The organism is Bradyrhizobium sp. 61 (assembly GCF_023073075.1).
Taxonomy (GTDB): Bacteria; Pseudomonadota; Alphaproteobacteria; order Rhizobiales; family Xanthobacteraceae; genus Bradyrhizobium; species Bradyrhizobium barranii.
On sequence record NZ_JADPIU010000084.1, the window covers coordinates 508,633 to 531,976 of the forward strand.

Annotated in this window: 18 protein-coding genes; 10 read left to right on the plus strand and 8 right to left on the minus strand. The window is 62.9% G+C overall.

Translation table 11 applies throughout. From position 1 onward, the window contains the following. Window positions 1-10 precede the first annotated feature (10 nt). Genes gspG through gspM form a run of 7 tightly spaced genes read left to right on the plus strand, consistent with a single transcriptional unit; the run spans window position 11 to window position 4,562 of the window. The gene (gspG, locus tag IVB46_RS35775; RefSeq protein WP_166351418.1) at window positions 11-481 is read left to right on the plus strand and encodes a type II secretion system major pseudopilin GspG; all 471 of its coding nucleotides are present in this window, start codon (window positions 11-13) and stop codon (window positions 479-481) included. After that, the gene (locus IVB46_RS35780) at window positions 462-932 is read left to right on the plus strand and encodes a prepilin-type N-terminal cleavage/methylation domain-containing protein (RefSeq protein WP_256468685.1); all 471 of its coding nucleotides are present in this window, start codon (window positions 462-464) and stop codon (window positions 930-932) included. The genes gspG and IVB46_RS35780 overlap by 20 nt, the downstream gene beginning before the upstream one ends. After that, window positions 910-1,314: a prepilin-type N-terminal cleavage/methylation domain-containing protein gene (locus IVB46_RS35785; protein WP_085402756.1), complete on the plus strand. Its 405-nt coding sequence runs from the start codon at window positions 910-912 to the stop codon at window positions 1,312-1,314. Before IVB46_RS35780 ends, IVB46_RS35785 begins: the two co-directional genes overlap by 23 nt. Further along, on the plus strand, window positions 1,314-1,997 hold the full coding sequence (locus tag IVB46_RS35790; RefSeq protein ID WP_247308478.1) for a prepilin-type N-terminal cleavage/methylation domain-containing protein: 684 nt from the start codon (window positions 1,314-1,316) through the stop codon (window positions 1,995-1,997). Before IVB46_RS35785 ends, IVB46_RS35790 begins: the two co-directional genes overlap by 1 nt. Beyond that, on the plus strand, window positions 1,994-2,941 hold the full coding sequence (locus tag IVB46_RS35795; protein ID WP_247344627.1) for a type II secretion system protein GspK: 948 nt from the start codon (window positions 1,994-1,996) through the stop codon (window positions 2,939-2,941). Before IVB46_RS35790 ends, IVB46_RS35795 begins: the two co-directional genes overlap by 4 nt. Beyond that, window positions 2,938-4,008 carry a PilN domain-containing protein gene (locus IVB46_RS35800; RefSeq protein WP_247308481.1) on the plus strand — a complete coding sequence of 357 codons (1,071 nt, stop codon included), beginning with the start codon at window positions 2,938-2,940 and terminating at the stop codon, window positions 4,006-4,008. Before IVB46_RS35795 ends, IVB46_RS35800 begins: the two co-directional genes overlap by 4 nt. Continuing rightward, window positions 4,005-4,562, plus strand: coding sequence for a type II secretion system protein GspM (gene gspM / locus IVB46_RS35805; RefSeq protein WP_247308483.1), 558 nt, complete (start codon window positions 4,005-4,007; stop codon window positions 4,560-4,562). Before IVB46_RS35800 ends, gspM begins: the two co-directional genes overlap by 4 nt. Window positions 4,563-4,618: 56 nt before the next feature. Here gspM and IVB46_RS35810 read toward each other — a convergent pair whose 3' ends face one another. After that, window positions 4,619-5,881: an O-antigen ligase family protein gene (locus IVB46_RS35810; RefSeq protein ID WP_247344630.1), complete on the minus strand. Its 1,263-nt coding sequence runs from the start codon at window positions 5,879-5,881 to the stop codon at window positions 4,619-4,621. 29 nt (window positions 5,882-5,910) lie between these two features. Next, window positions 5,911-8,409 (minus strand): glycosyltransferase family 41 protein, encoded by a 2,499-nt coding sequence (locus IVB46_RS35815; RefSeq protein ID WP_247308487.1) that lies wholly within the window; start codon window positions 8,407-8,409, stop codon window positions 5,911-5,913. A 248-nt stretch (window positions 8,410-8,657) separates the two neighbouring features. Between IVB46_RS35815 and IVB46_RS35820 the strand changes: the two genes are divergently transcribed. Further along, window positions 8,658-10,004 carry an oligosaccharide flippase family protein gene (locus IVB46_RS35820; protein WP_247308489.1) on the plus strand — a complete coding sequence of 449 codons (1,347 nt, stop codon included), beginning with the start codon at window positions 8,658-8,660 and terminating at the stop codon, window positions 10,002-10,004. Between the two features lie 46 nt (window positions 10,005-10,050). Here the strand turns inward: IVB46_RS35820 and IVB46_RS35825 are convergent, their stop codons facing one another. The 4 genes from IVB46_RS35825 to asnB all read right to left on the minus strand — a co-directional run bounded on the left by IVB46_RS35825 (window position 10,051) and on the right by asnB (window position 16,196). Next, window positions 10,051-11,289 (minus strand): acyltransferase, encoded by a 1,239-nt coding sequence (locus tag IVB46_RS35825; RefSeq protein ID WP_247308490.1) that lies wholly within the window; start codon window positions 11,287-11,289, stop codon window positions 10,051-10,053. 25 nt (window positions 11,290-11,314) lie between these two features. Further along, window positions 11,315-12,700: a WcaI family glycosyltransferase gene (locus tag IVB46_RS35830; protein WP_247344633.1), complete on the minus strand. Its 1,386-nt coding sequence runs from the start codon at window positions 12,698-12,700 to the stop codon at window positions 11,315-11,317. A gap of 534 nt (window positions 12,701-13,234) precedes the next feature. Beyond that, entirely contained in the window at window positions 13,235-14,401 is a 1,167-nt protein-coding gene (locus tag IVB46_RS35835) for a glycosyltransferase (protein WP_346016152.1), read from the minus strand. Window positions 14,402-14,411: 10 nt separating this feature from the next. Further along, window positions 14,412-16,196, minus strand: a complete 1,785-nt coding sequence (gene asnB / locus IVB46_RS35840; protein WP_247308496.1) for an asparagine synthase (glutamine-hydrolyzing) — start codon at window positions 16,194-16,196, stop codon at window positions 14,412-14,414. 510 nt (window positions 16,197-16,706) lie between these two features. Between asnB and IVB46_RS35845 the strand changes: the two genes are divergently transcribed. Both IVB46_RS35845 and IVB46_RS35850 read left to right on the plus strand, forming a co-directional pair. Beyond that, window positions 16,707-17,684 carry a hypothetical protein gene (locus tag IVB46_RS35845; RefSeq protein ID WP_247308498.1) on the plus strand — a complete coding sequence of 326 codons (978 nt, stop codon included), beginning with the start codon at window positions 16,707-16,709 and terminating at the stop codon, window positions 17,682-17,684. A 47-nt stretch (window positions 17,685-17,731) separates the two neighbouring features. Then, window positions 17,732-19,117 (plus strand): MBOAT family O-acyltransferase, encoded by a 1,386-nt coding sequence (locus IVB46_RS35850; RefSeq protein ID WP_247308499.1) that lies wholly within the window; start codon window positions 17,732-17,734, stop codon window positions 19,115-19,117. Window positions 19,118-19,216: 99 nt separating this feature from the next. Here IVB46_RS35850 and IVB46_RS35855 read toward each other — a convergent pair whose 3' ends face one another. Both IVB46_RS35855 and IVB46_RS35860 read right to left on the minus strand, forming a co-directional pair. Further along, complete coding sequence (locus IVB46_RS35855; RefSeq protein WP_247308502.1) at window positions 19,217-20,986, minus strand: carbamoyltransferase C-terminal domain-containing protein; 1,770 nt, start codon at window positions 20,984-20,986, stop codon at window positions 19,217-19,219. Between the two features lie 159 nt (window positions 20,987-21,145). Then, complete coding sequence (locus tag IVB46_RS35860) at window positions 21,146-23,341, minus strand: glycoside hydrolase family 55 protein (RefSeq protein ID WP_247308504.1); 2,196 nt, start codon at window positions 23,339-23,341, stop codon at window positions 21,146-21,148. Window positions 23,342-23,344 lie beyond the last annotated feature (3 nt).

The window sequence follows — 23,344 nt, forward strand, 5'->3', positions numbered from 1 at the left end:
GAGGGTTCGCATGATCCGCGTTTCCAAGAAGGGGCTGTTCCCTCCGCCGAGGCGCCGCCGCCGGCGTCGCGGCGAGGAAGGCTTTACGCTGGTGGAGATGCTGGTGGTCATCACCATCATCGGCATGATCATGGCGCTGGTCGGCCCGCGGGTGCTGAACTATCTCAGCGAATCCCGCGTCAAGGCGGCCAAGATCCAGATCCAGAGTTTCAGCAGCGCGCTCGACCTGTTCTACCTCGACGCCGGACGCTTCCCGACCAGCTCGGAAGGACTGGGCGCCCTCGCGCATGCCGTGAGCGGCGTGGCGTCCTGGAATGGCCCGTATTTGAAGGGCGGCAACGTTCCCAACGACCCATGGGGCAATCCTTATGTCTACAAGCAGCCGGCGGAACGCGCGCCCTACGAAATTCGCTCGCTCGGCTCCGACGGACAGGAAGGCGGGACGGGAACGTCGACTGATCTTGTCTCCGGAGCGAACTGATACGGGCGAGGCCGGCTTCACGCTGCTCGAAATGGTCTGCGTGCTGGCCATCGTCGCGATGCTCGCGGCCGTGCTGCTGCCGCGCTTTCCGTCGCAGACCTCGCGGCCGCGGCTCGAGGCTTATGCGATCGAGGTTGCGGCCCTGCTCAAGGCCGACCGCAACGCCGCGCTGTCGCGCTACGGCGCGGTCAGCGCCGTTGTGGACGCGCGGGCACGTACCGTGAGGTCGGGGTCGGGCCCCTGGATCATCCAGGTGCCGCAGGACGTGGTGTTCGACGCGCTGCTGCCGCAACGCTGCAACGGCCGGCCGGCGTTCTCGACCATCAGTTTTTTCGCCAGCGGCATGTCATGCGGCGGCACGATCCGCCTGACACGCCTCGGCAACGCCGTCGAGGTGCGCGTGAACTGGCTGACGGGAGGCGTGGACATTGTCGCGCAGGAAGTCCTCTAGCCGCCGGCGCGAAGCCGGCTTCACCATGATCGAGGCCGTCGTGGCGCTCGCACTGGTAACGATCGTGCTCGCTGCGATTGGAACGCTGGTCGCGACCAATTCGCGCGGCGCCTGGAAGCTCGAGCAGCATGCCGCCCTCGTCAATGCGGCGCGCGTGGTGGTGTCCACCTTGCCGCGCGCCGGAGCGCCGATGCTTGATGATCTGCGCGGACGGGTCGCCGGCCACCGCTGGCAGATGCGCATGACGCCATTCCTCGACGATGTGCCTGTCGTGCCGGAGTCGCGGTTCGTCCCGCAGCGCGTCGAATTGCGCGTGCAGGCGCCGGGCGGGGCGATGGTGTCCTTCGAAACGATCCGCTTGCAGAGCAGAGGCGGGAGCTGATGACCGACGCCCGGCAATGGCGCGCCGAAGACGGCTTCACGCTGTTCGAAGCCCTGGTTGCGCTGGCACTGATGGGCCTGATCATGGGCGCGCTGGCCTCGGTCACCGGGCAATGGCTGCCGAGCTGGAACCGCGGCATCATCCGTGCCCAGCGTAACGAGCAGGTCGCGGTCGCTCTCGACCGGCTCACGTCCGATCTGGCGGCGGCCGACTACGTGACGCGGTCGGACAATCTGCCGTTGTTTCGCGGCGGGGAGCAGGCCGTGATGTTCGTCCGCTCCGTGCTCGGCCCGAATGGTCGGCCGGGGCTGGAGATCGTGCGGATCTCCGAGATCAACGACAGAAACGGTCCGGCACTGGTGCGCATGCGCGCGCCGTTCGTGCTGCTGAAGGCGGGAGATCCCAGGGCAGACCAGATTCCGTTCGTCGATCCCGTCGTGCTGCTGCGGCTGCCATATCGCATCAGCTTCGCCTATGCCGGCCTTGACGGCAAATGGGGCAGCCGCTGGCTCAACTCCGGCGAACTGCCGATGTCGGTCCGCTTCGACATCAGGGATGTCGAGCGCGGAACCGTGATTTCGAGCGCCGCGCGGATCCATGTCGAGACAAGCGCGCCGCGGCCGGATCCGTCGACCGAGCAGGAGGCGACGCAGACGCAATCCGGTAACGGGCCGACGCAATGACCAGTCCCGCCGCTCGACTGAGACGCAAGCTTGCAGCGCAGGACGGGTTCATCGTCGTCGCCACCCTGTGGCTGCTCGCGGGATTGGCCGCGCTTGCGACCGTCGCTTCGGTCTATATCGCGCAATCGGCCAATGCGCTCTCGGCGCTGGACGCGGCGACGCAATGGGAGATGCTGGGTTCGGCGGGTGTCGAGCTCGCCGCCTACCAATTGTCGGCGCCCGCGACGATGCGGCGTCCGACCCATGGCGGCTTCGGCTTCCGCCTGGCCGATGCCTCCGTGCGCGTCGAGTACATGTCGGAATCGGCACGGATCAATCTCAACATGGCGCCGCGTGCGATGATCGCGGGCCTGTTCAGGGCGCTCGGCGCGCCGGCGGAAGCAGCAGACGAATATGCGGCGCGTGTCATCGCCTGGCGGCGCACGCCGAGACCGGACGGGCGGGATACGGAGCCGGCGGCCTATGCTGCGGCGGACCTCGCTTACGTGCCAAGGCAAGCGCCATTCGCCAGCGCCGATGAGCTGTGGCTGGTGCTCGGCCTGCCGGTCGCGCTGGTCGAGCATGCGATGCCTTTCGTGACCGTCTACAGCGGTATTGCGGAGGTCAACGTGCTCGATGCCGCGCCGGAGGTGATCGCGGCATTGCCGGACATGACGACGGCCAGGCTCGACGCCTTCCTCAATCAGCGCGCGGACCTGCCGCCCGACAATCCAGAGTTCGTCATCGGCGCGCTCGGCGGGCGGCAGCCCGGCGCCACGATATCGGCGAGCGACGCCTATCGGGTGCGCATACGGATCACGCTGCGGGACGGCCGGCAACGAACGCCCGAGGCGGTGATCCGGATTCCGGGACCGGGCGAGAAGGAGGCCTTCCGCGTACTGGCATGGACCGACGAGGTTGATCCGGATCGAGGAGGGCGGCCAAGGCCGCGGGAGAGCCGATGAGTATTCCCAGTCAAATCGCAGCCGCGCTGTCGCTGTGGATCGACAGCGTTGCGCGCACGGTGAGCGCGCGGCTCGAACGAACGCGCGGTGCGCGGCAGATCGCGATCAGCGAGGACGAGGAGGGCGCCCTGACGCTGCGCCTTGCCTCGACGACGAGCAAGGATGCCGATCTGCCGCCCGGTCGCATCAACGTCGTCGATGGCGTGATCAGCGAACCGCTGTCGGGCGAATGGTCCGCGGCGATGAAGGGTGCGATGGTCGACCTCGCGCTTCAACCATCGCGCTTCGTATTTCGTCCGCTGGAGTTGCCGGGACGTGCAGTCGAGTTTCTCGACGGCATCATCCGTGCCCAGATCGATCGGCTGACACCCTGGAGCTCGGCGGAAGCGGTGTTTCACTGGACGCCGCCGCAGGCGATCGCCGACGACCATGTCGAGTTGACGGTGGTGGCGACGGCGCGCGCGGCGGTGACGTCGTTGTCGCAAGCTCTCCTCGATGCAGGCGCGGCCGCCGTCGAGATATCGACCTCGGCGCCCGGGATGGAGCGGGTCGCCGTCTATCATCAGCGCGTCGGCGGGCAAAGCGGCTCGAGCCGGCTCCGCTTTGCGCTGATCGCAGTTCTCGCGACGACCGGCGTGCTGGCGATGCTGTCGGTCGGGCTCGGCGGGATCGCCACCGATTCCTACGATGCCCAGCTGCAGCAGACCCAGCGCCGGATCGCCGAGCGCCGCGCGCTCGCGCGCGGCGGGCAGGGCGGCCAGGGCAGCTCGCCGCTCGAAATCCTGGCGCGCCGCAAGCAGACGATGCCGTCGGCCGTGATGGTGCTGGAAGAGCTGTCCGGCCTCTTGCCCGACCACACCTACGCGACCGAGCTGAGGATCGAGGGCGACAAGCTCCAGATCACGGGTCTGACCAGCGACGCCCCGTCGCTGATCCAGATCCTGGAGCAGTCGCCGCATTTCGCCAGCGCAGCCTTCTTCGCACCGACGACGCGCGCCGCCAACGAGGCGGGCGAGCGCTTCCACATCGAGACCAGGATCAAGCCGCAATTCGGGCCGGGCACATGATCAGCATGCAGAAGTTCGAAGGATATCTCACGCGCTTACCGGTCGCCGCGGTCGCGGCCTATGTGGCGCTGGTGGTGTTGTTCGCGTTCACGACAGTGCAGACCGTGATCGAGATCCTGGGTAGCCGCGATGCTGCGGCGTCAGCCGCGGAGATCCTTCAGACGCTGGAGGCCCGGCGTGCTACGCCGCCGCCCGCCGTCCGGGCCGATATCAGCGTTCCCACTGGCTCGGCGTTCCTCGAAGGACAGACGGCTTCGGTCGCAAGCGCCGTGCTGCTCCAGCGGGTGCTCGCGGCGACCAAGCGGGTGAACGGCAACACGCTGTCGTCGCAGGTCGATGTCCAGGGACCGCTCGCCAAATCCGGCTTCGTCTCGGCGACGTTCAACATCGAGCTCGCTTCAGCATCTCTTCAGCCGCTCCTCTATGACCTGGAGGCCGGCATGCCCTTTCTGTTCATCGATGGTCTGGTCGTCCAGACCACCTCGGGCAGCGCCGACAACAGCAAGTTGCGCCTGGTCCTCGGCATCTCGGCGCAGCGACAGAACGCGAAGTGAACGAAGCGACCTCGGGTGGAGGCGAAATCAGCTCGCGATCGTTGCGCGGTCTGCGCTCACGTAATTGCTGCGCGACCGGATACCGGCTTCATTTCAGGTTTGAACAGCAGCAATAGGAGCGAGACACCGAACGCGTCGCCGAGACTGAACAACTGGGGTTGGAAGAAGGCCCCAAACGCCAGGGCGACCAATCCGCCCAAGCGGGCACAGGCAAAGCGGCGTTGCTGCCGATCCTTCCCCGTTGATCGCACTGCTTCGGCGCGTGCAGCGGCAATGACGCAACCGACAAAGAGGATTATCAATCCGCCCCCGACGATTCCGAATTCCACCAGCGTCTTCAGGTAGCCATTGTGCCCGGCCTCAAAGGCTGATGCGCGCTTGAATCCGATGCCGAGCGGATGATCCATGATCGTCGCCAGGGCCGCGTACCAGTATTCATCCCTTCCTGTGAATCCTGAAGACAGATCTCGACTTGAATCGTCAAGCGCGAGAAAGGTGGCAATCTGCGGCCAAAGGAATATGCACAACAGCAACGCAACGATCGCCGCGGCAACCTTCCACGGGCGCAGGGAATTGAAGGTCAAGTCATGCACGACAAGCGCGGAAATGCAGCCGATCAAGGCGTACCGCGAGCTGACGAGAGCGGCCATCGAGAAGCACAGGATCCTGACGACGATACCCGTTTTCCCCGCGTGAAACTGCGACAGAATGAAGCCTGCGAGTAACGGTGCGGAAAAAAGATTTGGTTGAATACCCCCGACATTGCGGCCTTGCGGTAATCCCAGGACGGCCAGCGCGGAGATGCCGAACAGACAAAATATGATGGATGCCACCTTCATGCAGGTTTCGGTGTCGTCCGGTGGCAGCGTCCATACGACAGACAGCATCAAAGCAGTCAGCATGAGCAGAATGGTGTAAAAAACGCCAACGAACGTCGCCGCCTCGTCATCGTGCAATTGTAGGACAACAGACAGGTAGATGATGCCAATGATCGCGACCTGGGCGAGGCTCAATCGCCCCAGGCTGGCGAACGCCCGCGAAGCGTGCATCAAGGACACCGTCGTGGCGAACAGCGCGATTCCGGTAATCTGTCCGATCAGAACCGTGCCGCCCAGGGCAAACGAAGTTGGAACGTCCGCGAAGTCCGGGTTCAGGTCAATCATGGGGAAGGAAAGGAGGCCGCACCACGCCCAGAAAGACCCGATAACTGCAATCGTTGAAGGGCTGCGAGCGCGGAAAATTGCGGCAGCACCAGCGGTCAATCGGTGCTTGCCCGGGTTGGTCGTCGATCGATCGACGAAAGATGCTGGCAGGTTCAAGGAAATCGTCCCTCTTGCGGGTGCGCTTGTCAGACGGTGGTTCCCGGCACCCGGACGTGGTCCGGCGGCAATCCCGCCATGTGCCGCTCCATCATGGCCGCGTATGCCGTCTCCAGATCACGCGTGTATTGCTCCGTGTCGTACAAAGGTGTCGTCAGTCGATCGCGGGCCAGCTTCGCTCTCAGCGCCGCGAGCCTGGCGGGATCGTTCGCCAGTTCGATCGCCAATTGTTCGTAGGCCGCCGGCGTCGTCGTGATCAGTGCGGGCAGGCGGATCGCATTGAGCAAGCTCGCCCCGACACGCGCCGCGAATGTTTCGCCGAGGCAGGTCACGACCGGAAGTCCGGTCCAGAGCGCATCGCTGGCGGTCGTATGAGCGCCGTACGGAACTGTATCGAGGAAAAGGTCCGCGCAACGATGCCGCGCTAGGTGCGCGGAGGTGGGGAGCCGTTGGGCGAAAACCAGACGACGCGGCGCGACGCCCCTTGCCTGCGCCTCTCGACGCAAATTGTCCGCAGCCGTTGAATTGTCCTCGAACAGCCACAGCACGCTGTTCTCCACCGCGGCGAGGATCCGCATCCAGGATGAGAAAACGTCGGGCGTGATCTTGTAGTTGTCGTTGAAGCAGCAGAACACGAAAGTGTCATCCGGAAGGCCGTGCTCGGCGCGGACAGGAATCAGATCCGCAATTGCACGGTCGCGATCGTTTGCCTGATAGCTTTCGGGAAGCCAGGCGATTTTCTCCGCGTAGCAATCGAAATCGGGCTCGGGAATGACGTTTCGGTCTGCGACGATGTAGTCGATGAAGCCGGCACCGATGGTGCCGGGAAAGCCGAGATAATTGACCTGGATCGGCGCGGGACGCATGGCGAAGATGCCGGTGCGTGCGTCCTGGGTATATCCTTTCAAATCGACGAGGATGTCGACTTCCAGAGCCCTGACAAGCTCGGCGATTTGAGTGTCACTTTGCGGTTTGGCGTCGACAAAGCGCTCGAACGCGGCTTCGATCCGCCGGCGCATGTCCGAGCCGTCGTTTGGGCCGACCGAGATCGCGGTGATTTCAAAGCGCGTCCTGTCGTGATGTTCGAAGACGCCCGCCATCAGCTGCGAAGTCGCGTGCTGATGAAAATCGGCCGAGAGATAGCCGATGCGGACACGGTCGTGAGTGTAGCGCTCGCCGCGCCAGACCGGCGAACTCTGGAGACGAAAGTTGTTCTCGGCCCACGTGCGCGCGCATTGAAGCTGCTCGGCCGATGTGGACGGAATCGCGACGAACATGAACGGTGAGACGAGCTTCCCGCTTCGGACCGATGACCTGACCGAGGCACAACCACTCTCGAAATCCGTCCAATCGCATTGATGCAACTTGACGCGCAAACAGGCGGCGGCCACGGCGGACTGATCCGGATTGAGGTCGAGAGCCCTGTTCCAGGCGACTAAGGCGTCGTCGTAACGTTTCTCGAGGTAGGCGACCTGACCCTTCGCCAGCCAGGCGCTCACCAGGCCGGGATTCAGGACTGTGGCGCGGTCGAGAGCCGCCGCCGCATCGTGGTGACGGCCAAGGGACAGCAACACAGTCCCGCGCCCGAGCCAGGCCTCGGCGAAAGCGGCATCCGCAGCGATGGCGCGATCGAACGCGACCTCCGCATCGCGCTGACGGCCTGATCGAAGGAGAATATTGCCGTGTCCGGACCAGGCCGACGCGAGGTACGGCCCGATGGTGAGCGCATGGTCGTACGCTGCCGCAGCGTCCTCGAGGCGACCGAGATCGAGGAGCGCGTTGCCGCGGCCAGCCCATGCTTCGGGGAGGTCGGGTTTCAGCTTCAATGTGTGGTCCGCGGCAGCCAGAGCTTCGTCGCGCCGGCCCAGCTGGATCAGGGCGTAGCAGCGGCCGAGTGCCGCTGCCGCAAGGTCGGGCCGCAGCGTGAGGGCGTTGTCATAGGCCGAGAGCGCGTCGTTGTAACGGCAGGTCGCGAAGTGGATCGTTCCCTTATCGAGATGCGCCTCCGCGAGCTGTGGGTTCAACTGCAATGCCTGGTCATACGAAGCGAGTGCCGGTTCATATTGGTGCGACTTCGCCAGCGCCGAACCCAGCATGAAGTAGGCCGGAAAATGCCGGGGGTGATGTGCCAACAGGCGGGTCAGTTGCTCGATGGCCTCGGGATAGCGGCTCATTGCCAAAAGCCCGGCCGAGCTTCCATGCAGAAGTCCGAGGCTGGTCGGCGCGAATTGTAGTCCGTGCTGGCACAGCCGGACCAACTCGTCATGCTCGCCGGCCCGGTGGAGCACGGCCGCGTAATTCTCAATGAACTCCACGTTGACCGGCTTTGACTGCAACGACCGTGTCATCAGCAGTTTTGCGCGATCAATATTTCCCGCCGCTGCCTCGGCCACGCCCAGGAAGTGCACGGCGTGAAGATTATTGGGATTGGCATCGATGATGCGTCGATACAGTTTGGCGGCGGCCGCGATGTCCCCCTTGTCATGCAAGGACAGCGCCCGATCCAATATCCGTCGCTCGTCACGCATCGCTCGAACCGCACACTGCCTCAAAGGCCCGATGGCCGGGACGAACTCCCGCTCTGCTTGACCCGACCCCACTCCTTACGTTCCGAATTGCACAAGACTGTGACATCGGCGGCTGTAACGGCGAGCTATGCGATGATCCGCGAGCTGTCATCGGACCGGTTATGTGAGGTATCAATTCGTGTAACATTGGTCTACATCGGCGCTGCCAGCCGTAGGTTCAGGTAACGACGCCCGCCCCGGAAGACATCATGGTTGAAACAAGTGTCGCGAGCTCCAACGCCTCGGATGGAACGCGCAGCCCTGCGGCGTCTCGATACGGGCTTATACCAGCGCGTGTCGTCGGCTGGGTGAGAGCCGTCCATGGCCAATGGAGGCGGATTGCCAACATCGGGCTGCTGGTCGCCGGGTTCGGCCTCGGTCAAGGGGCGATATTCATTGTCCAGACCGTACTCGTGGCCGCAGGCGAGTACGAACTTCTCGCCGCATTCGGCACGCATTATTCCTTTGCCATTCTGTGCATCGTCCTCGTTGACGCCGGTGCGAGTACGACACTCGCCCGGGCAGTCGCCCGCTTACCGAGCGGCCGAGAGGCACGCGGCGAGGTATGGCGGACATTCTGCGAGACGAGCGCGATAAGGATCACGGTGGCCTTGATCGTCGGTGCCGCTGCAGCCCTGTATGTCTGGCGATTCTCGACTGACGAGTTTTCGCGATGGTACGTCGCCCTTGCGCTCCCCGGATTGCTGCTGTGGGCCGTCAACGGGGTTGGTCTGCTCGACGGCCTGAGACTTAGTGGCATCAGCGGAATCACGGGATCGGTGGCTTACCTGGTCACCGCCGCCGGCCTCGCCCTGGCGGCCCACAAGTCGGCTGCCGCAGCAGGCGCGATCCTGGGCGGCGCCTTTTCCATAGGCTATCTCGTGACGTTGATCGCGCAATGGACGACGCTGGCGCGCAAGGGCTGGTACCCGCGATTTCACAGGGTGACACGTGCGGGCCTGACAAGGGCACTGACGGACGGCTGTGCCCTGTCGTTCCAGATCTTGCCGGGGCAGGTCAACATGCGCGTTCAGTTGGTATTGAGCACGGTCTATCTCGGCGCCGAGACGACCGCCCTTTTCGTGTACGCCAAGCAGATCGTGACGGCATCGACCCAGATCGTAGGGTTCGTGCTGAGGGTGGAATTCCCAAGCCTCGTCGAGAAACTGTCGGCAGCCGGAAAGCAGAGCCTCGGCAATATGCTCGGGGCGCAGAGAATGGCGCTCTATTGCGCGGCGATGTTTGCAATCGGCGTTACCGTCGCCGCCGGCATCGCTGCGCAAGTGCCGGATTTCGGCTTGCACCGGGCTGCGATTGTCATCGCTGGCTTCGCGCCGACGATATTCACGATGTCGCTGTTGCTGATGATGATGCAGGCCCTGGCTGCGACGGGAGCGTATGGCCTCGCCGCCGGGGCTCTGGCGATCGGCTCGGTGGCGGGAATGCTGGTCAGTTACATGCTGGTTTCCATGCTTGGCGTCTATGCTTTCGTGGCGGGAGAGGTCGTATTGAATCTCGTTGGGCTCTATGTCGGATATCGCTATCTGCGCCGATGAGGGACGAGCCGGGACGGCCGAGCCCCGATCTTGTCGTCCCGTGATATCAGCTCACGTCGGCCGGTTTCGGCACCATCGCTATGGGGGGAGCGGAGACTGGCTTGGCTGCGGGCCCCCATGGTAACCGGAATGACAAAGGCCTCAGGAAATTTTCGGCAGCAGCGACGATAACCCTCTTCTTCGCCAGGACCTTCGATTCGACGAGATGCCAGGACAGCGCCGCGAACGCCAAGCTGAGGACATAAGCCATGGCAAAGCTGAGCAGCCAGTTCCTGTTCTCCGGAAAGAGGTGGACGAGGAGCTGCTGCACCGGCAGCCCATACAGGTACACTCCGTAGGAGTAGTCGCCCGTCCGATTGACAAACGTCTCTCGGAAGTTGGAAAGCCCGACGAAGACGGTGGCGTAGGCGATCGGGATCATCGCCAGATATTGCAACGCTCCGCCCCAGAGCAGGGCGTAGGAAAGCACGACCGACAGAGCGAACAGGTCAGCTCGCAGCGGAACCTTGTCCTTGAGCTCGAACAAGGACACGCCGATCAAGAACGCGAGGACGAGAGTCTCGATCTGCACTCTCCCGTCGCCTGCAGACCAGTCCGCCGGCGCATGAATTCCCAGTGCCTGCATTCCCAGCAAGCAGATGAACGTCGCCACGGTGACGAGCGGAACGGTCCGGCGCAGGTGTGCGAGCTGCAGGACGAGCACGGTAGCGAGGATTGCGTAGCAGTACATCTCCGCCGGAATGGTCCAGAGCTGCAGATTCACGACACGCGGCACAGGGTTGTTAAGAAAGACACCAGGCAGATAATATTGGATATCGCCGATGATATTGAGAGGATATGCCCGAAACAGGGGATCACTGAAATACGCGGCCAAGGTGAAGCTGGTCACGAGCGGACCGAGCACCAGCATTGCGAGAAGCGACTCGACACAAAGCGCCGGGATAATACGCAGCACTCTCAGCAACAGAAAGCCGATTGTCGTCTTTGAACGATGCAGACTTCCTGAAACAAGGAATCCGCTAAGGGCGAAGAAAGCCGGCACCACTGCCCAGAGAATTGGCTGGTAGATCGGGGGCTGCGCCACGGAAAACATGCCGACGCGGACCGTCGAGTCAACCAGCGACTTGAAGGTCTGGACATCTGCGCCCAGCGTAAACGTCTTGCTATGGATGAAGAGGACGGCCGTAGAGAGAAGTATCCTGAGGTAGTCGAAGCCTGTTGAATGACCCTCAACGGACTCCATCCGAGCGGAGATGCTTTCTCCCTTGGGCAGCGCGGAAGCCATCAGTACTGATCCCCGTCCAGTCTTGCTAATGCTCAGAGCCGACGCCCCTGGCGCGCGGACGCAAGGGCTCTCTTGAGGGCGGCCACCCTGACGTCTCTGGCCGGCGGCGGCTGCCCGTCGTGACATGTTCGATCGAGCGAACCGGCGTCGCCAATGGCGCGGTGCGCGGAGCAGGTGTGGCGGTCCGTTGCGGAAGGGACATGAATTCGTGTTCGAGCGAACGGATGATCGAGATGCGATCCCATTTCTGTTCGGCGCGTGCGCGCGCGACGGCACCGAGGCGATCCCGCAGTGCCTCGTCTTTGGCCAGCGTCGTGACAGCCGCGGCAAGCGCGCCAGCGTCGCCCGGAGCGATGACGAGGCCGGCACCTTCGGCCTCCGACGCAATGCCCGTACCAGGCTCGGTCATCGCGATGAGCGGTCGGCCAGATGCGAGCATGCCGGCCAGCTTGGACGGCAGAACCAGGTCGGATATCTCGGCCTTCTGCGGCAAGAGCTGAATGTCGGCGGTGCTGAGCAACTCCGAGACCCGATCGAGCGGCTGGAGATCAAGGAAGCGGACGTTGTGCAGACCGGCAGCCATTTGCACCAATGCCGGTTTGACTGGGCCATTTCCGCAGAGAACGAACTTTACCGAGGGCTGGCTGTCCTTCAATGCTGTGGCGGCTTCGATGATCAGCTCCAGTCCCTGCTTGTTCGACATGGCTCCCGAGTAGAGCGCCACGATATCGGTCGGCGCCAGCTGCAGCTCCGAGCGGAGCTGCGTTTGATTGCTTCCCGGCACGACGATGCTGGTATCGATCCAGTTCCGGAACTCACGCAATCTGGCAGGCACGATGCCCTTGTGCTCGAGGCGGCGTACCATCTGTATCGAGATGGTCGAAACACGGTCGAATGAACGCAGTATCCACCGTTCGACCGTACGCATCAGCTTGCGCGTGACGCCGCTGCGGAGCAGCCCGACCTCGAACGCTGCGTCGACTTCGAGGTCCTGAACATGAACCCAGGAGGATGCGCCGGTCATCCTGGCGGCCAATGCCGCCATGGGTGCGGAAAGCAGGGATGGTGCCACCACGAAGACGATATCGGGACGCCACCAGAGCGCGCTCGACAGAACGGGGACGGCTGCCGAAAGCATGAAGGAGGTGTGGTGAAGCAGTCGCTTGAGACCCGAGGGCCGGCTTGGCACGTAGATCGGCGCCCGAATGACGTCCACATCGTTCAGACGTTGATGGCGATACCATCTCGAACGATATCCCGGTGGGATGCTCCAGTCGGGGTAATAGGGCGGGGCCGTGACGACGCGAACCTCGTGTCCCCAACTGGCGAGACTCTCGCAGAATTCGGTGTTGTATTTCGCCACGCCGATCAGATCGGGAGCATAATTTATCCCTATCACCAACACCCGCATGACCGTCCTCATTTTCGGTCCAAGCGAAAGGCTTCGACCGGCCGCGACAAATCCCAGCCCGCCGAGCCGGTTACGGGTTCGGTCGTGGCGCCTGCAGGCCGGAGCGTGTCTTGGGGGTGAAGCCGAGTCCGAGATGATCCTGGATAGGATCGATCTCAGCGAGCATCCTCCTGCGTATTGTTATGTCTGATATCATTTCTTGTGTGACGTTATCGTAATAACGATACGACAAGTAACAGGGGGCGGCGTGGCGCGGCAATCCCGGGAATTGGATCGATCGGTGCAACACACGGCGATCGGAAGCCTGGCTCAGCGCGGGCGGCAAATCCAGATCGGGCCGGGGCGCGGATCGCGGCGGCGAAGTCGGGCGTCGCAGGTGTTGCGAGGCGGCACCGTCACTGCCGGCTACGGCGTTTCGGCAATCTGGATCACGCGTTCCAGATGACGAAAGATCGCGACATGCCAGGGCGGGTCATCGGCAACTTCAGACGTCGATCCGGCCGCCTGAACCGCACCAGATACCGGGTTCTCTCGTCACGAGCGCGGAGAGGCCTGCACCGCACGCACGACATCGATCAATGCCGTCGCCATCCGGTCAACACTGAACCGATCCGCGAACAGATCGTGGGTTCGTCGGCCCATGGCTGCCCGGTCTTCCGGAGACATGGCCAGCCATGCGCGCAGGTTCTTGAGTGTGCCCGCCAGCGAATCTTCGGCGACAAGACCTGCGCCGGCCGCTTGAACCTCGCGCCATATATTGACCTTGTCGGAAATCAGCACGGACAGGCCGCAACCCAGGGCCTCGGCGACCGAGATGCCGAAGTTCTCTTGATGGGAGGGCAGCACGAAGGCCTCGCTGCTGTGGAACGCGCCCCATTTGGCGTCGCCCTGCAACATGCCGGGCCATGAGATGCGATCGGCCACGCCCAAGGCGCGGGTCCGGGCCTTGAGCTGACCGACCCAGCCGGTCTGGTCCGGCCCGGCCATCAGCAGATGCAGGCGAGGCTCCTCGGCCGCCACGTGGGCGAATGCCTCGACAAGCAGATCGCAGCCCTTCTTGGCGTGCAGCCGCCCGAGAAAGAGCAAGACCCGCTTGCCGCGCAACTCGGGATGGGCGGCAAGGAAAGCCTCTCGTAGCGGGGGCGCGTCCTGCGGCGGCAATCGCGTGCCGTAGGACACCACGACCTCCTGCGCCCGGTAGGGCCAAAACGAGCGGCGCGCAAGCAACCGCTCATCCTCGCTCGTGAACAGCACAGCCGCAGCGTCGCGCAGAACCCGGTATTCGGCCCAGGGCCAGTAGAGGCACTTCTTCAGATGTTTGAGCGGATAGTTCTGCTTGAACCACGGATCAAGCATGCCGTGCGTGAACACGACGTAGGGCTGCCTCAGCTCGCGCATGACCTGCCAAACGGCAAAGCTGTGGTACTGCCAGATACCGTTCACAATGACTGCGTCATAACCGCCGGCGTGGGCGCGCAACCATGGCTGGAGCGACGTCGAGAAATGATAGCCGCCACGCGGCGGCCCGAGTGCATGCACGGGTAACGGAAAGGATTCCAGATGAGGCGCCCTGGGATCATCCAGACACGCTACTTCGACCTGGTGACCCATCTCCAACAGTCGCAAGCCACGCTGGCGCACGCCCTCGATGGGCCCGCCATTGCTGGGATCGGCGGAGGAAATGACGTGAAGCAGCCTCACTGGTGCCTCCTCAGGCTGCGGCAAAATGTCGATACAGCGTCATCGCCCAGTCGCGATGCCGCGTGACGCCGCTGCTCGCGCCCGGATTGAGCCATTGATGGATCGGCACCGCAAAGCCGGTCTTGGGCCGGTTCAGCACGCCTTCCGGCAATTCGGGCGCGACGCGCCTGACGATGGTGCGCTTTTCGCTGTTCGCGTCGAAATCCGGAAGCTCCACGAAGTGTTGCAGCAGTTGCAGATCGACCAGGGGCACGCGTATCTCGAGCGAATGCGCCATACCCGCCCAGTCGGCGTCGCGCAGCAACTGGTTGCGCATGTACCACTGCATCTCGAGAGCGGAGACCGCCAGCCGGTCGCTCTCCAGGCCCTCGGTACTGGCATCGAGGCGGTTCATAGTCGCGAGCTCCTCCAGGCCATCTCTGGCCATGGCCGGGTCCATCAGCTGCGCGAGCTCCCACGGCATGTGGAGTGCTCGCCGCAACAGATATGCCCCCGACAGGCTGTGGCCGTATTCGACGAGTCCCGCATATTTGGGCGACGGCAGTGCGGAGGCGAAAGGTTGGGCCAGATGCCGCAGCAGTAGCCCGGTTCGTTCGCCGACCGGTGCGCGCCGCATCAGGCTCACCAGGCGCGGTACCTGCCGGAAGCTCGGGTAAGAGCCGAACAGCTCGTCGCCGCCGAGCCCCGAGATCGCAACTTTCAGGCCTTGCGCGGCCGCGGCCTTGGAGACGAACCAGACGTTGATGCCGTCGATCGAGGGTTGATCCATCGCGTCGATCAGGTGCTGCCGGTCGCACTCGAAGTCGCGGGCTGAAATCCGATGCAGCGCATGTTTTGCGTGGAGCAGGCCGGCGACCTCGTCGGCCAGTCCGGCCTCGTCGTTGGGGCCGTCGGCATACTCGTTGAAGCCCAGGGTCAGCGTGCGCAACTCGCCGGCGCTCGCCGCACAGGCCGCGAGCATGGTTGAATCCAACCCCGCCGAAAGGAAGACGCCAACAGGCACGTCCGCCACCATGTGCGCGGCGACGCTGTCCCTGACCGCTGCGGCGATCTGATCGAGCGCGTCGTCGGTGCGAGCGCCGGAGGCCGTGGGCAGGCGACCCAACGCATCCACGATGCTTGCAAACCGGACCGGACGTCCGGCGCCCGCGGCGCTGAAGCGCTGCCAGTGCCCAGGCGGCAACGCGCGGATGCCGCGGTACAGGGTGTATGGCTCGGGTACTGACCCCCACAGCAGGAAGCCGGCGTGGCCCGCCGGTTCGGGCCTCCGGTCCACCGGGGCTTGCAGCAACGGCTTGACCTGGGACGCGAAGCGAACGGTGGCGCCGTCGTCGGCCACGTACAGAGGCTTGATGCCGAACGGGTCCCGGGCCAGCAGCAACTCGCGCCGACTCGCGTCCCAGAGTGCGAAGGCATACATGCCGCGAAGGTCGGAGAACATCTCTTCGCCGCGCTGGGCGTAGAGCTTGAGCAACACTTCGGTGTCCGATTGAGTTCGCGTCGCAACGCCGTCGTGGTGCAACCGGGCGCGCAACTGCTGGTGATTGTAGATCTCGCCGTTGAAGCAGATCCAATTGCCGGTTTCGGGGTCAAGCATGGGCTGCGCGCCGCCCTCGCTCAGATCGATGATGGCCAGGCGGCGATGTCCGAAGCCGACGCGCCCGTCGGCGGCCATCCACAGGCCGGCGCCGTCCGGACCGCGCGCGAGCATCGCGTCACGCACGCGCAGCAGCTCGGCTTTGTCGATGGGGGCCGCCTCGGCACGGTATGCGAAGGCGCCAGCAATTCCACACATGGTTCAGCTTTCGGTCAGCGAGGGACGTTGTCATGCACGATGATAATTGTGCGACGGTGCGTTACGGCGCCTTGAATCGTCCTCCCTGCGCAGGCCCTCGCGCAATGTGACGGGGAAGCCCGGACCAGCGGCCGGTTTATCTACTCAATGTTACCGTCTTCGGCAATGCGCTGCACGTATCGAGTGCTGCGATCTCGATATCGTCAAACTGTAATGTTCGTTTGATAGGACCTCGGCTGAAACATAACAGAATGATAACAGGGCTGCATGTTCTCCGCTCCCGAACGCACCACGCCGGCGCACGCGCGCTTGCAGTTCGGGCACGGCGAACGGCCCGTCACCACCGCCGGCACCCGATCATCCCAATGCTCTGTCCCGTGAGTTCCGTCGGATATGTACAAGCCTCGCCGGCGCCAACTCTCTGACCGGATTTCACTGGGCTCAGAGATATCGGAACGAGCTACAGCCACGGTCGGCTCGCCTCTGCCATCTCCGGAGGCCGCATCGGCCGTGAATGCAGAAGAGCCGGCCGCGATCGCCGCGCCGTGGCTCAAATCCGTCGTCGTCTTCGGGCTGTTGTTCGGCGCGGTCTGGCTCTCGCTGTACACCGCCTACGCCATGCTGCCCTTTATCAGGCCGGGCTCGGTCGTCATTGCGTACGCAAAATTGGATACCCTTGTGAAGGGCCGGATGTTCGGTCCGCAGGACCGCAATCGGGTAATGGTCTTCGGCAACAGCAAGCTTCTCTCGGCGTTGCGTCCATCCGACCTGGATGCGGCCGTCGGATCCGGCTTCCGATCGTATAACCTTGGGCTGCCCGGCGAAGTTCACTTTCTACCGATTCTTGAAGCCGCGTTGGAAGCCGGCAACGTTCCCACGCACGTGCTATTGACGATCCCTTGGGACGACAAGGGCGCATCCGATAATTTTGCTGATATCCTGCGCAACGATAATTTGTTGGCAAGCACGCTGTTTCCTTTTCGTAATTTGCCCCGTGAAGCAGCGCTGTTCGCTTTTCAGAATCTGGATCGACTGTCCGACGCGCGCCGCGATGTGGAGATCCAGCGCGCTGCAATGCTCCGCGACCGGGGCTGGTACTTCATCAAGTCGCAGAGCCATTACCCGGGCGATCGCCTTCCGGATGACTACGCCCTGCCGACCGATCATCCCACACGTATTGAGTTACGGATGATCCCTGAAAAGTCTCACGCTCGTAATCACCTCGAACGGCTGGCGAGCCAGTATGGCTTCCAGATCATGATTGTTCCGGGCTTCTTCCGCGCTGGCGAGGCTGCTCCGCTGCCAGCCGCTGACGACGCCAGGTCGATGATGATCTCGGATCGGCCCCTCATTCGGGTGTTTGGGCCGGACTATTTCATGTATCCGCCAGCGCTCTTTGCCGATCCGCAGCACATGAATCCGGCTGGGGCGCGCGCCTACACGGCCGATCTGGCCAAATTGCTGAAGGCCACCGGAGCATTCGACTGATGCTCTTCAATTCTTTCGAATTTCTAGCGTTCTTCGTAACGTTCCTGGTGGTGTTCTTCTCGTTGCCGGGGCGGACCCAGCCGCTGGTGCTGCTGATCGCCAGCTACATATTCTACATGAGCTGGCGCCCTTCCTTTGGACTCTTGCTCGGATTGACGACGATCGTGGATTACACGACCGCACTCATGATGGCGCGGGCTCGGACCGATGGCGGACGCAAGGCGGCGCTGATCATCGCGCTGTCGATCAACCTGGGCGTGCTCGGAACGGTCAAATATCTGGACTTCCTGATTTCGAACGTGCTCGGCGTGGTCGGGCTGTTCGGGTATGTGGTGCCGGACTATGCCCTTGGTCTGGTGCTCCCGCTGGGCATATCGTTCTACACGTTTCAGTCGGTCGGCTATACGCTCGACGTGTACAATCGCCGGGTTGCCGCTGAGCGCGACTTTATCACCTACGCCCAATATGTGAGCTTCTTTCCGCAACTGATCGCCGGTCCGATCGAGCGCGCGGCGCACATGCTGCCGCAGTTCCGGATCACGCATCGGCTTTCCTACAAAAATGTCACCGCCGGCCTGTTGCTCGTCGGCTATGGCCTGTTCAAGAAGATGTGCATCGCCGACGTGGTCGCGTCGGTGGTGAACGGGATCTACGCCAATCCGGCGCAGTATTCCGGCAGTTATCAACTGCTCGCGGCGGTGCTCTTCGCCCTCCAGATCTATTGCGATTTTTCGGGGTACTCGGACATTGCGCGTGGCGTGGCACGCATCATGGGCTTCGATCTCATGATCAATTTCGGGCAACCTTATTTCGCCACCAGCCTGAACGAGTTCTGGCGCCGTTGGCATATCTCCCTGTCGACCTGGTTCCGCGATTATCTGTTCATTCCGCTCGGGGGGAGCCGCGGCAGCGAAGGCTCCACCGCGCGCAATCTCATCATCGTATTCGCGGTCAGTGGTATCTGGCACGGTGCAGCGTGGAACTTCGTCGCTTGGGGCACGCTGCATGGGGTCTGCCTGGTTGTCGAACGAGCCTTTATCAGGCTTGCGAAGCCGGAAGCATGGCTCGGCGAGCCGGCTCGTCAACTGCTCGGTTGGGCCTGGATGCTAGCCGTCGTGCTCGTGGGATGGGTCTTCTTCCGGTCGACGAGCGTCGCCAATGCGATCGTCGCCCTGCGGAGCCTGGGCGACTTCGGTCCCATCTCCTATTTCACGCTGAAGATGCTGGATCTCGCGAGCGGCGAACTGGTGATGCTCGCGGTCTCGCTCGCACTTCTGTTCGTGATCGACTTCCACCTGTCGTTTCGGCCGCAGCGCCTTCGTGAACTGTGGGAGGTGCGCTGGCTGCCAACGGCTGCTGGTGTCGCGCTGGCGTATTACATCGTGCTGTTCGGCATTTTTGGACATGCCGAATTCATCTACTTCCAGTTCTGACCGCGGCCGACGCCCGGCCGCGAAGGTTGGGCGTGAGTATCCTGACCCGAACAACGAAAAGGGGGCGTCGCAACCGCCCCAATTCACGGCGTCAGCGGCCTACGCGTCCGACAACAGCTTGGCATGCTCGCCTTTCACCACCAGGTACCTGCCAAGGCAGATGGCGTCGAGGCCGGTGCGAAGGAAGCAGCTCATGGCCTGTTCGGGTGTGTCGACGATCGGTTCGTTCTCATTGAAGCTGGTATTGAGCACGATCGGTATCCCGGACAGTTCGCCGAAGCTGTGGATCAAGTCGTAGTAGAGCGGATTGGTGTCCCGCGCGATGCTTTGCAGCCGTCCGGTGCCATCGACATGGGTGATGGCGGGAAGTCTCTCGCGCCATTCCGGGCGAAGCTTGACGACATGCATCATGAAGGGACTGAACACATCCTGTTCAAAATAGGTCGATACCGCCGGCTGCAAGATGGTCGGAGCAAACGGGCGGAAGCCCTCCCTTCGCTTGATCTTGGCGTTGATCACATCCTTCATGTTGGCGCGGGTCGGGTCGGCGAGAATGGAGCGATTGCCGAGAGCGCGCGGGCCCCATTCGGATCGCCCCTGGTACCAGCCAACCACCAGCCCGGCGTGCAACAGGGATGCGACCGCCTTCGGAACGTTGCCGGGCGATAGTTCGCGCATGGGAGTTTTGGCCGATTCTGCTGCGCGCCGCATCGTCTCATCCGAGTGAGCCGGCCCCCAATAGGAATGCGTCATATGGAATCGTTCTCGTCCGCCCGCGACATTGTGCCATGTCCACAGGCCCGCACCGAGACACAGGCCGTCATCCGATGAGGCCGGCTGCATATATGCCTGCTGGAAAGGCGTGTCGCGCAACAGGCGCGCGTTCATGACGCCGTTGAGTGCGCAACCTCCGGCATAAACGACCTGCTTGCTCGGGACCAGATTGTGCAGGTTGTTGAAGCAATGCACCGCCACTTCCTCGAAGCGGACCTGACAGGAGCGGGCGATGTCCTTGTCCCGTTGCGTCAGCTCCTCGCCGCGCTGGCGCGGTGAACCGAATTTCTCGATCCATTTGTCGGTGAACAAGCGCAGCATTTCCACGTGATTTCGCTCGTCCATCTTTCCGCTTTCGCCGCCGCGGTGCATGCCAAAGAAGCCCTCGGCGAGCTTGAACCAGCCATCGGGCCGCGTTTGGACGAGTTCTCGCATCGTGTCCGCAAAGCTGTCGACGCCGTATGGCGCGAGCCCCATGACCTTGTACTCTTCGCCATATTCGGCGAAGCCGATGAACTGACAGCATGCCGTGTAGAAGAAGCCCAGGCTGTTCGGCAGGTTGACGCGGTCGAGCACGTCGATCCGTGTACCCTCGCAGCGCGCCGCCATCGCGCTGGTGAAATCGCCGCTGCCGTCATAGGAGAAACCGGCCGTCAGCCCGTCGAACGGCGAGCAGTAGTAGGAGCTCGCAATGTGGGACAGATGATGCTCCACGTTGACGACTTTGGCCTTGACCATGTCCGGGGCCTGCCCGGACGCCTCGGCGACCTGCTCGCTGATGCTCAGCTCGTCCTTGGCCCGCCGGATATGCTCGAGCGCCGCTTTGCCGCCCGAAAGCGGATTGCGCAAGACATACGAGACCTGGGCCGCGCGATTCTGCGACGGATCGCGCGCGACCGCGATGAAATCCAGATCCTTCGACGATATGCCGCCCATGGCAAGAACCGATTGGATCGCCTGCAGCGGGAAGGACGGGTCATGCTTGATGCGTTTGCCGAAGCGCTCCTCGGCCGAAGCTGCGACCACCTTGCCATCGATGATGAGCGCCGCGGAGGCATCGGGATGGTTGAGGTTGAGGCCGAGAATTGCGGTCATCGGTACAGTCTTTCAGGTTGTGAAGCGGCTGCCGGAGAGGAATTCCGTTCGGCCACAGCGGGAGATCGCAGCCAGAGCAGAGGTTTAACTAACAACGGAACTTATCATTCCCGTGACTGATCGAGAGGGAGCGCGAGGCGGGGGCGTTAGCTCGTAGCGCTATTTCTGGATACGCCGTTCTTCGACGTTCCTTCGGCCGAGCCACCACGCGACGCCGCGATCAATCGTCAGACCTACCCGTGATGGTCCCATGGTGTTTCCTTCGACGACCACGTCGCGGACGCCGGGCGAGGTCGCGGCAAAGCCTTTGATTTCGATGTGAGCGTCCTGATCGAGGCGATTGCCTCGAACGATCACCGCCTGCACCATTGGCGGTCGACCTGGAGCCTTTGCGATCTGGTTCGCCTGGACGAGAATTGAAGCCTCATTGGAGAAAATGCTCCGTTCGGGGCCGGCCCGGTAGACGTTTCCCTCGAGTATGTGATTGTCGAGGATCTGAATCCGCCAGCCGGGCTGGAAACTGTCGTAGGACAGTCCGAACACGGCAAAACCGCTGGTTCTGTTGGATCGATTGCCGGAGATGACATGCCCAAGCGCCGTCCCGTACGTCTGCGCGGCGACGCCCGTGTCCTCGAAGTCATTATCGATGATCAGATAGTTCTGCTGCGCCTGGGTGACGGTGATCTCCGAATTCGAGTCCAGCGCCACCTCGAGCGGTCGATCGAGCGTCACCGACAAGTCGGACGGCTTTTTCTCGAAGGCTTTGACCCTGGCGTATTGGCCGGCACCGCGTCCGTTGACCACCATGACGGCGGCGCCGGTCCAGTCCGTGCCGGCCGGATACGGATTGGCTGCATCCAGCAGCGACAACCGATCCGGACCAGCGCTGTTCGCGTGACCGAAGTAGAATCCGCCTGGCCCGTCCGACGTCATGGCTTCCCGATCCCAGCCATAAATAGCCTTGAACGTATTGCCGCCGACGAAGATGTTCTCGGATGCGCTGACCCACTTTGACAGCGTCGATATTCCTCCGCCCGTCCCCTGGAGGTCAGCGGCAGTCACCGTATTGCCTTCAAAGACGACCTGACGCGATCCCACGATCGAGTAGGAGCCATAGCGGCCGTTGGTCAGGATATTGCGGGCCACAATCGCGTTGGTTGCCTTGAAGAGGCGAAGCGAATGTCCGGATCCGAGAATGTCGCAATCGGATACTTCGATCCTGTTTCCGCTCAATCGAATGGTGTCGGGAGATCCATCGGGATAGATCCGGCGGAAGTCGTTCATTTGCTGCAGGGTGGCTTCAGCCTCCATGAGACCCCGGAAGGCCGAACCGCGAATGCGAACATGTCGGATGGCGATATCGGCCGCGTCAGGAATCGGGGCGTCGCCGAACTGAAAGCCCCCCGCGATGATGTGCGGGTGGTTCGATGCGTAGATTGTCAGGTCTTCGACCGAGAACTGCGACCTTCCCTGTATCAGTGCGGCCGGAAGCGTTGCCAGACTAGGCCAGACCAGGTTGACCAGATCGATGCGTTCCCCCTGCAACTTGACGCGGGGGGGAATGACGATCATGTCCGAGATCAGATAGCGCCCGCGCGGGAAGTACACGGTCCCGCCTCCGGCCTGGCTCGCAGCTTCGATGGCGGCCTTGACGGCGCGCGTACAATCAAACCTGCCGTCGCCGTTAGCGCCATATGCCCGTACATCGAAGGATTGCACAGCGTTCGCCTCGGGAGAGCGCACGACGACGCTGCCCACATCGACCCATTCGGCGTCGCCGCCGTCTCCGTTGGAGAGGCGCAGTCGGTAGCGGCCGGGTGAAACCTGATCAGGGATGCGAAACGCACCGCGCCACAGGTCGCCTTTGGTCAGGACGGCTTTCGTCGGTGCATTCCCGGCATCGGGCAGCAGCAACAATTGTGCGCGGCTTGCCTGGCGAACGATGTTGCGACCGAACACCTGGAGCCAGCCCGAAGGCGAGACCTCGTCGCCGAGGTTTCCCTGCGTCCAATAGATTGTTGGCAGGTTGATGCGGCCGCTGAGAGTGCCCTGGGGGTGGGTCAGGCTGAATCGGTAGATCCCGGGCGTGAACTGCTCCGGGATCGTGAATTTAAGGGAGAGGGGATTGGCCTGCAGAATCGGAACGGAGGTATCCCGTCCGCTCTCGCGGGAGGGGCCGTCGCCAATTCTGGCAACCGTCACAGATGTAACCTTGTCGAGCTCGGCGCCGGTGACGAGCACTGTTTCGTCCGGACCGACGGGATCGTTGAACCAGAACATCGCGGACTGTGCGGTTGCCTCCGCCATCCAAAGCAACTGGAACAGGGCCACGATGGTCGCGATACTACGCGTCATGGA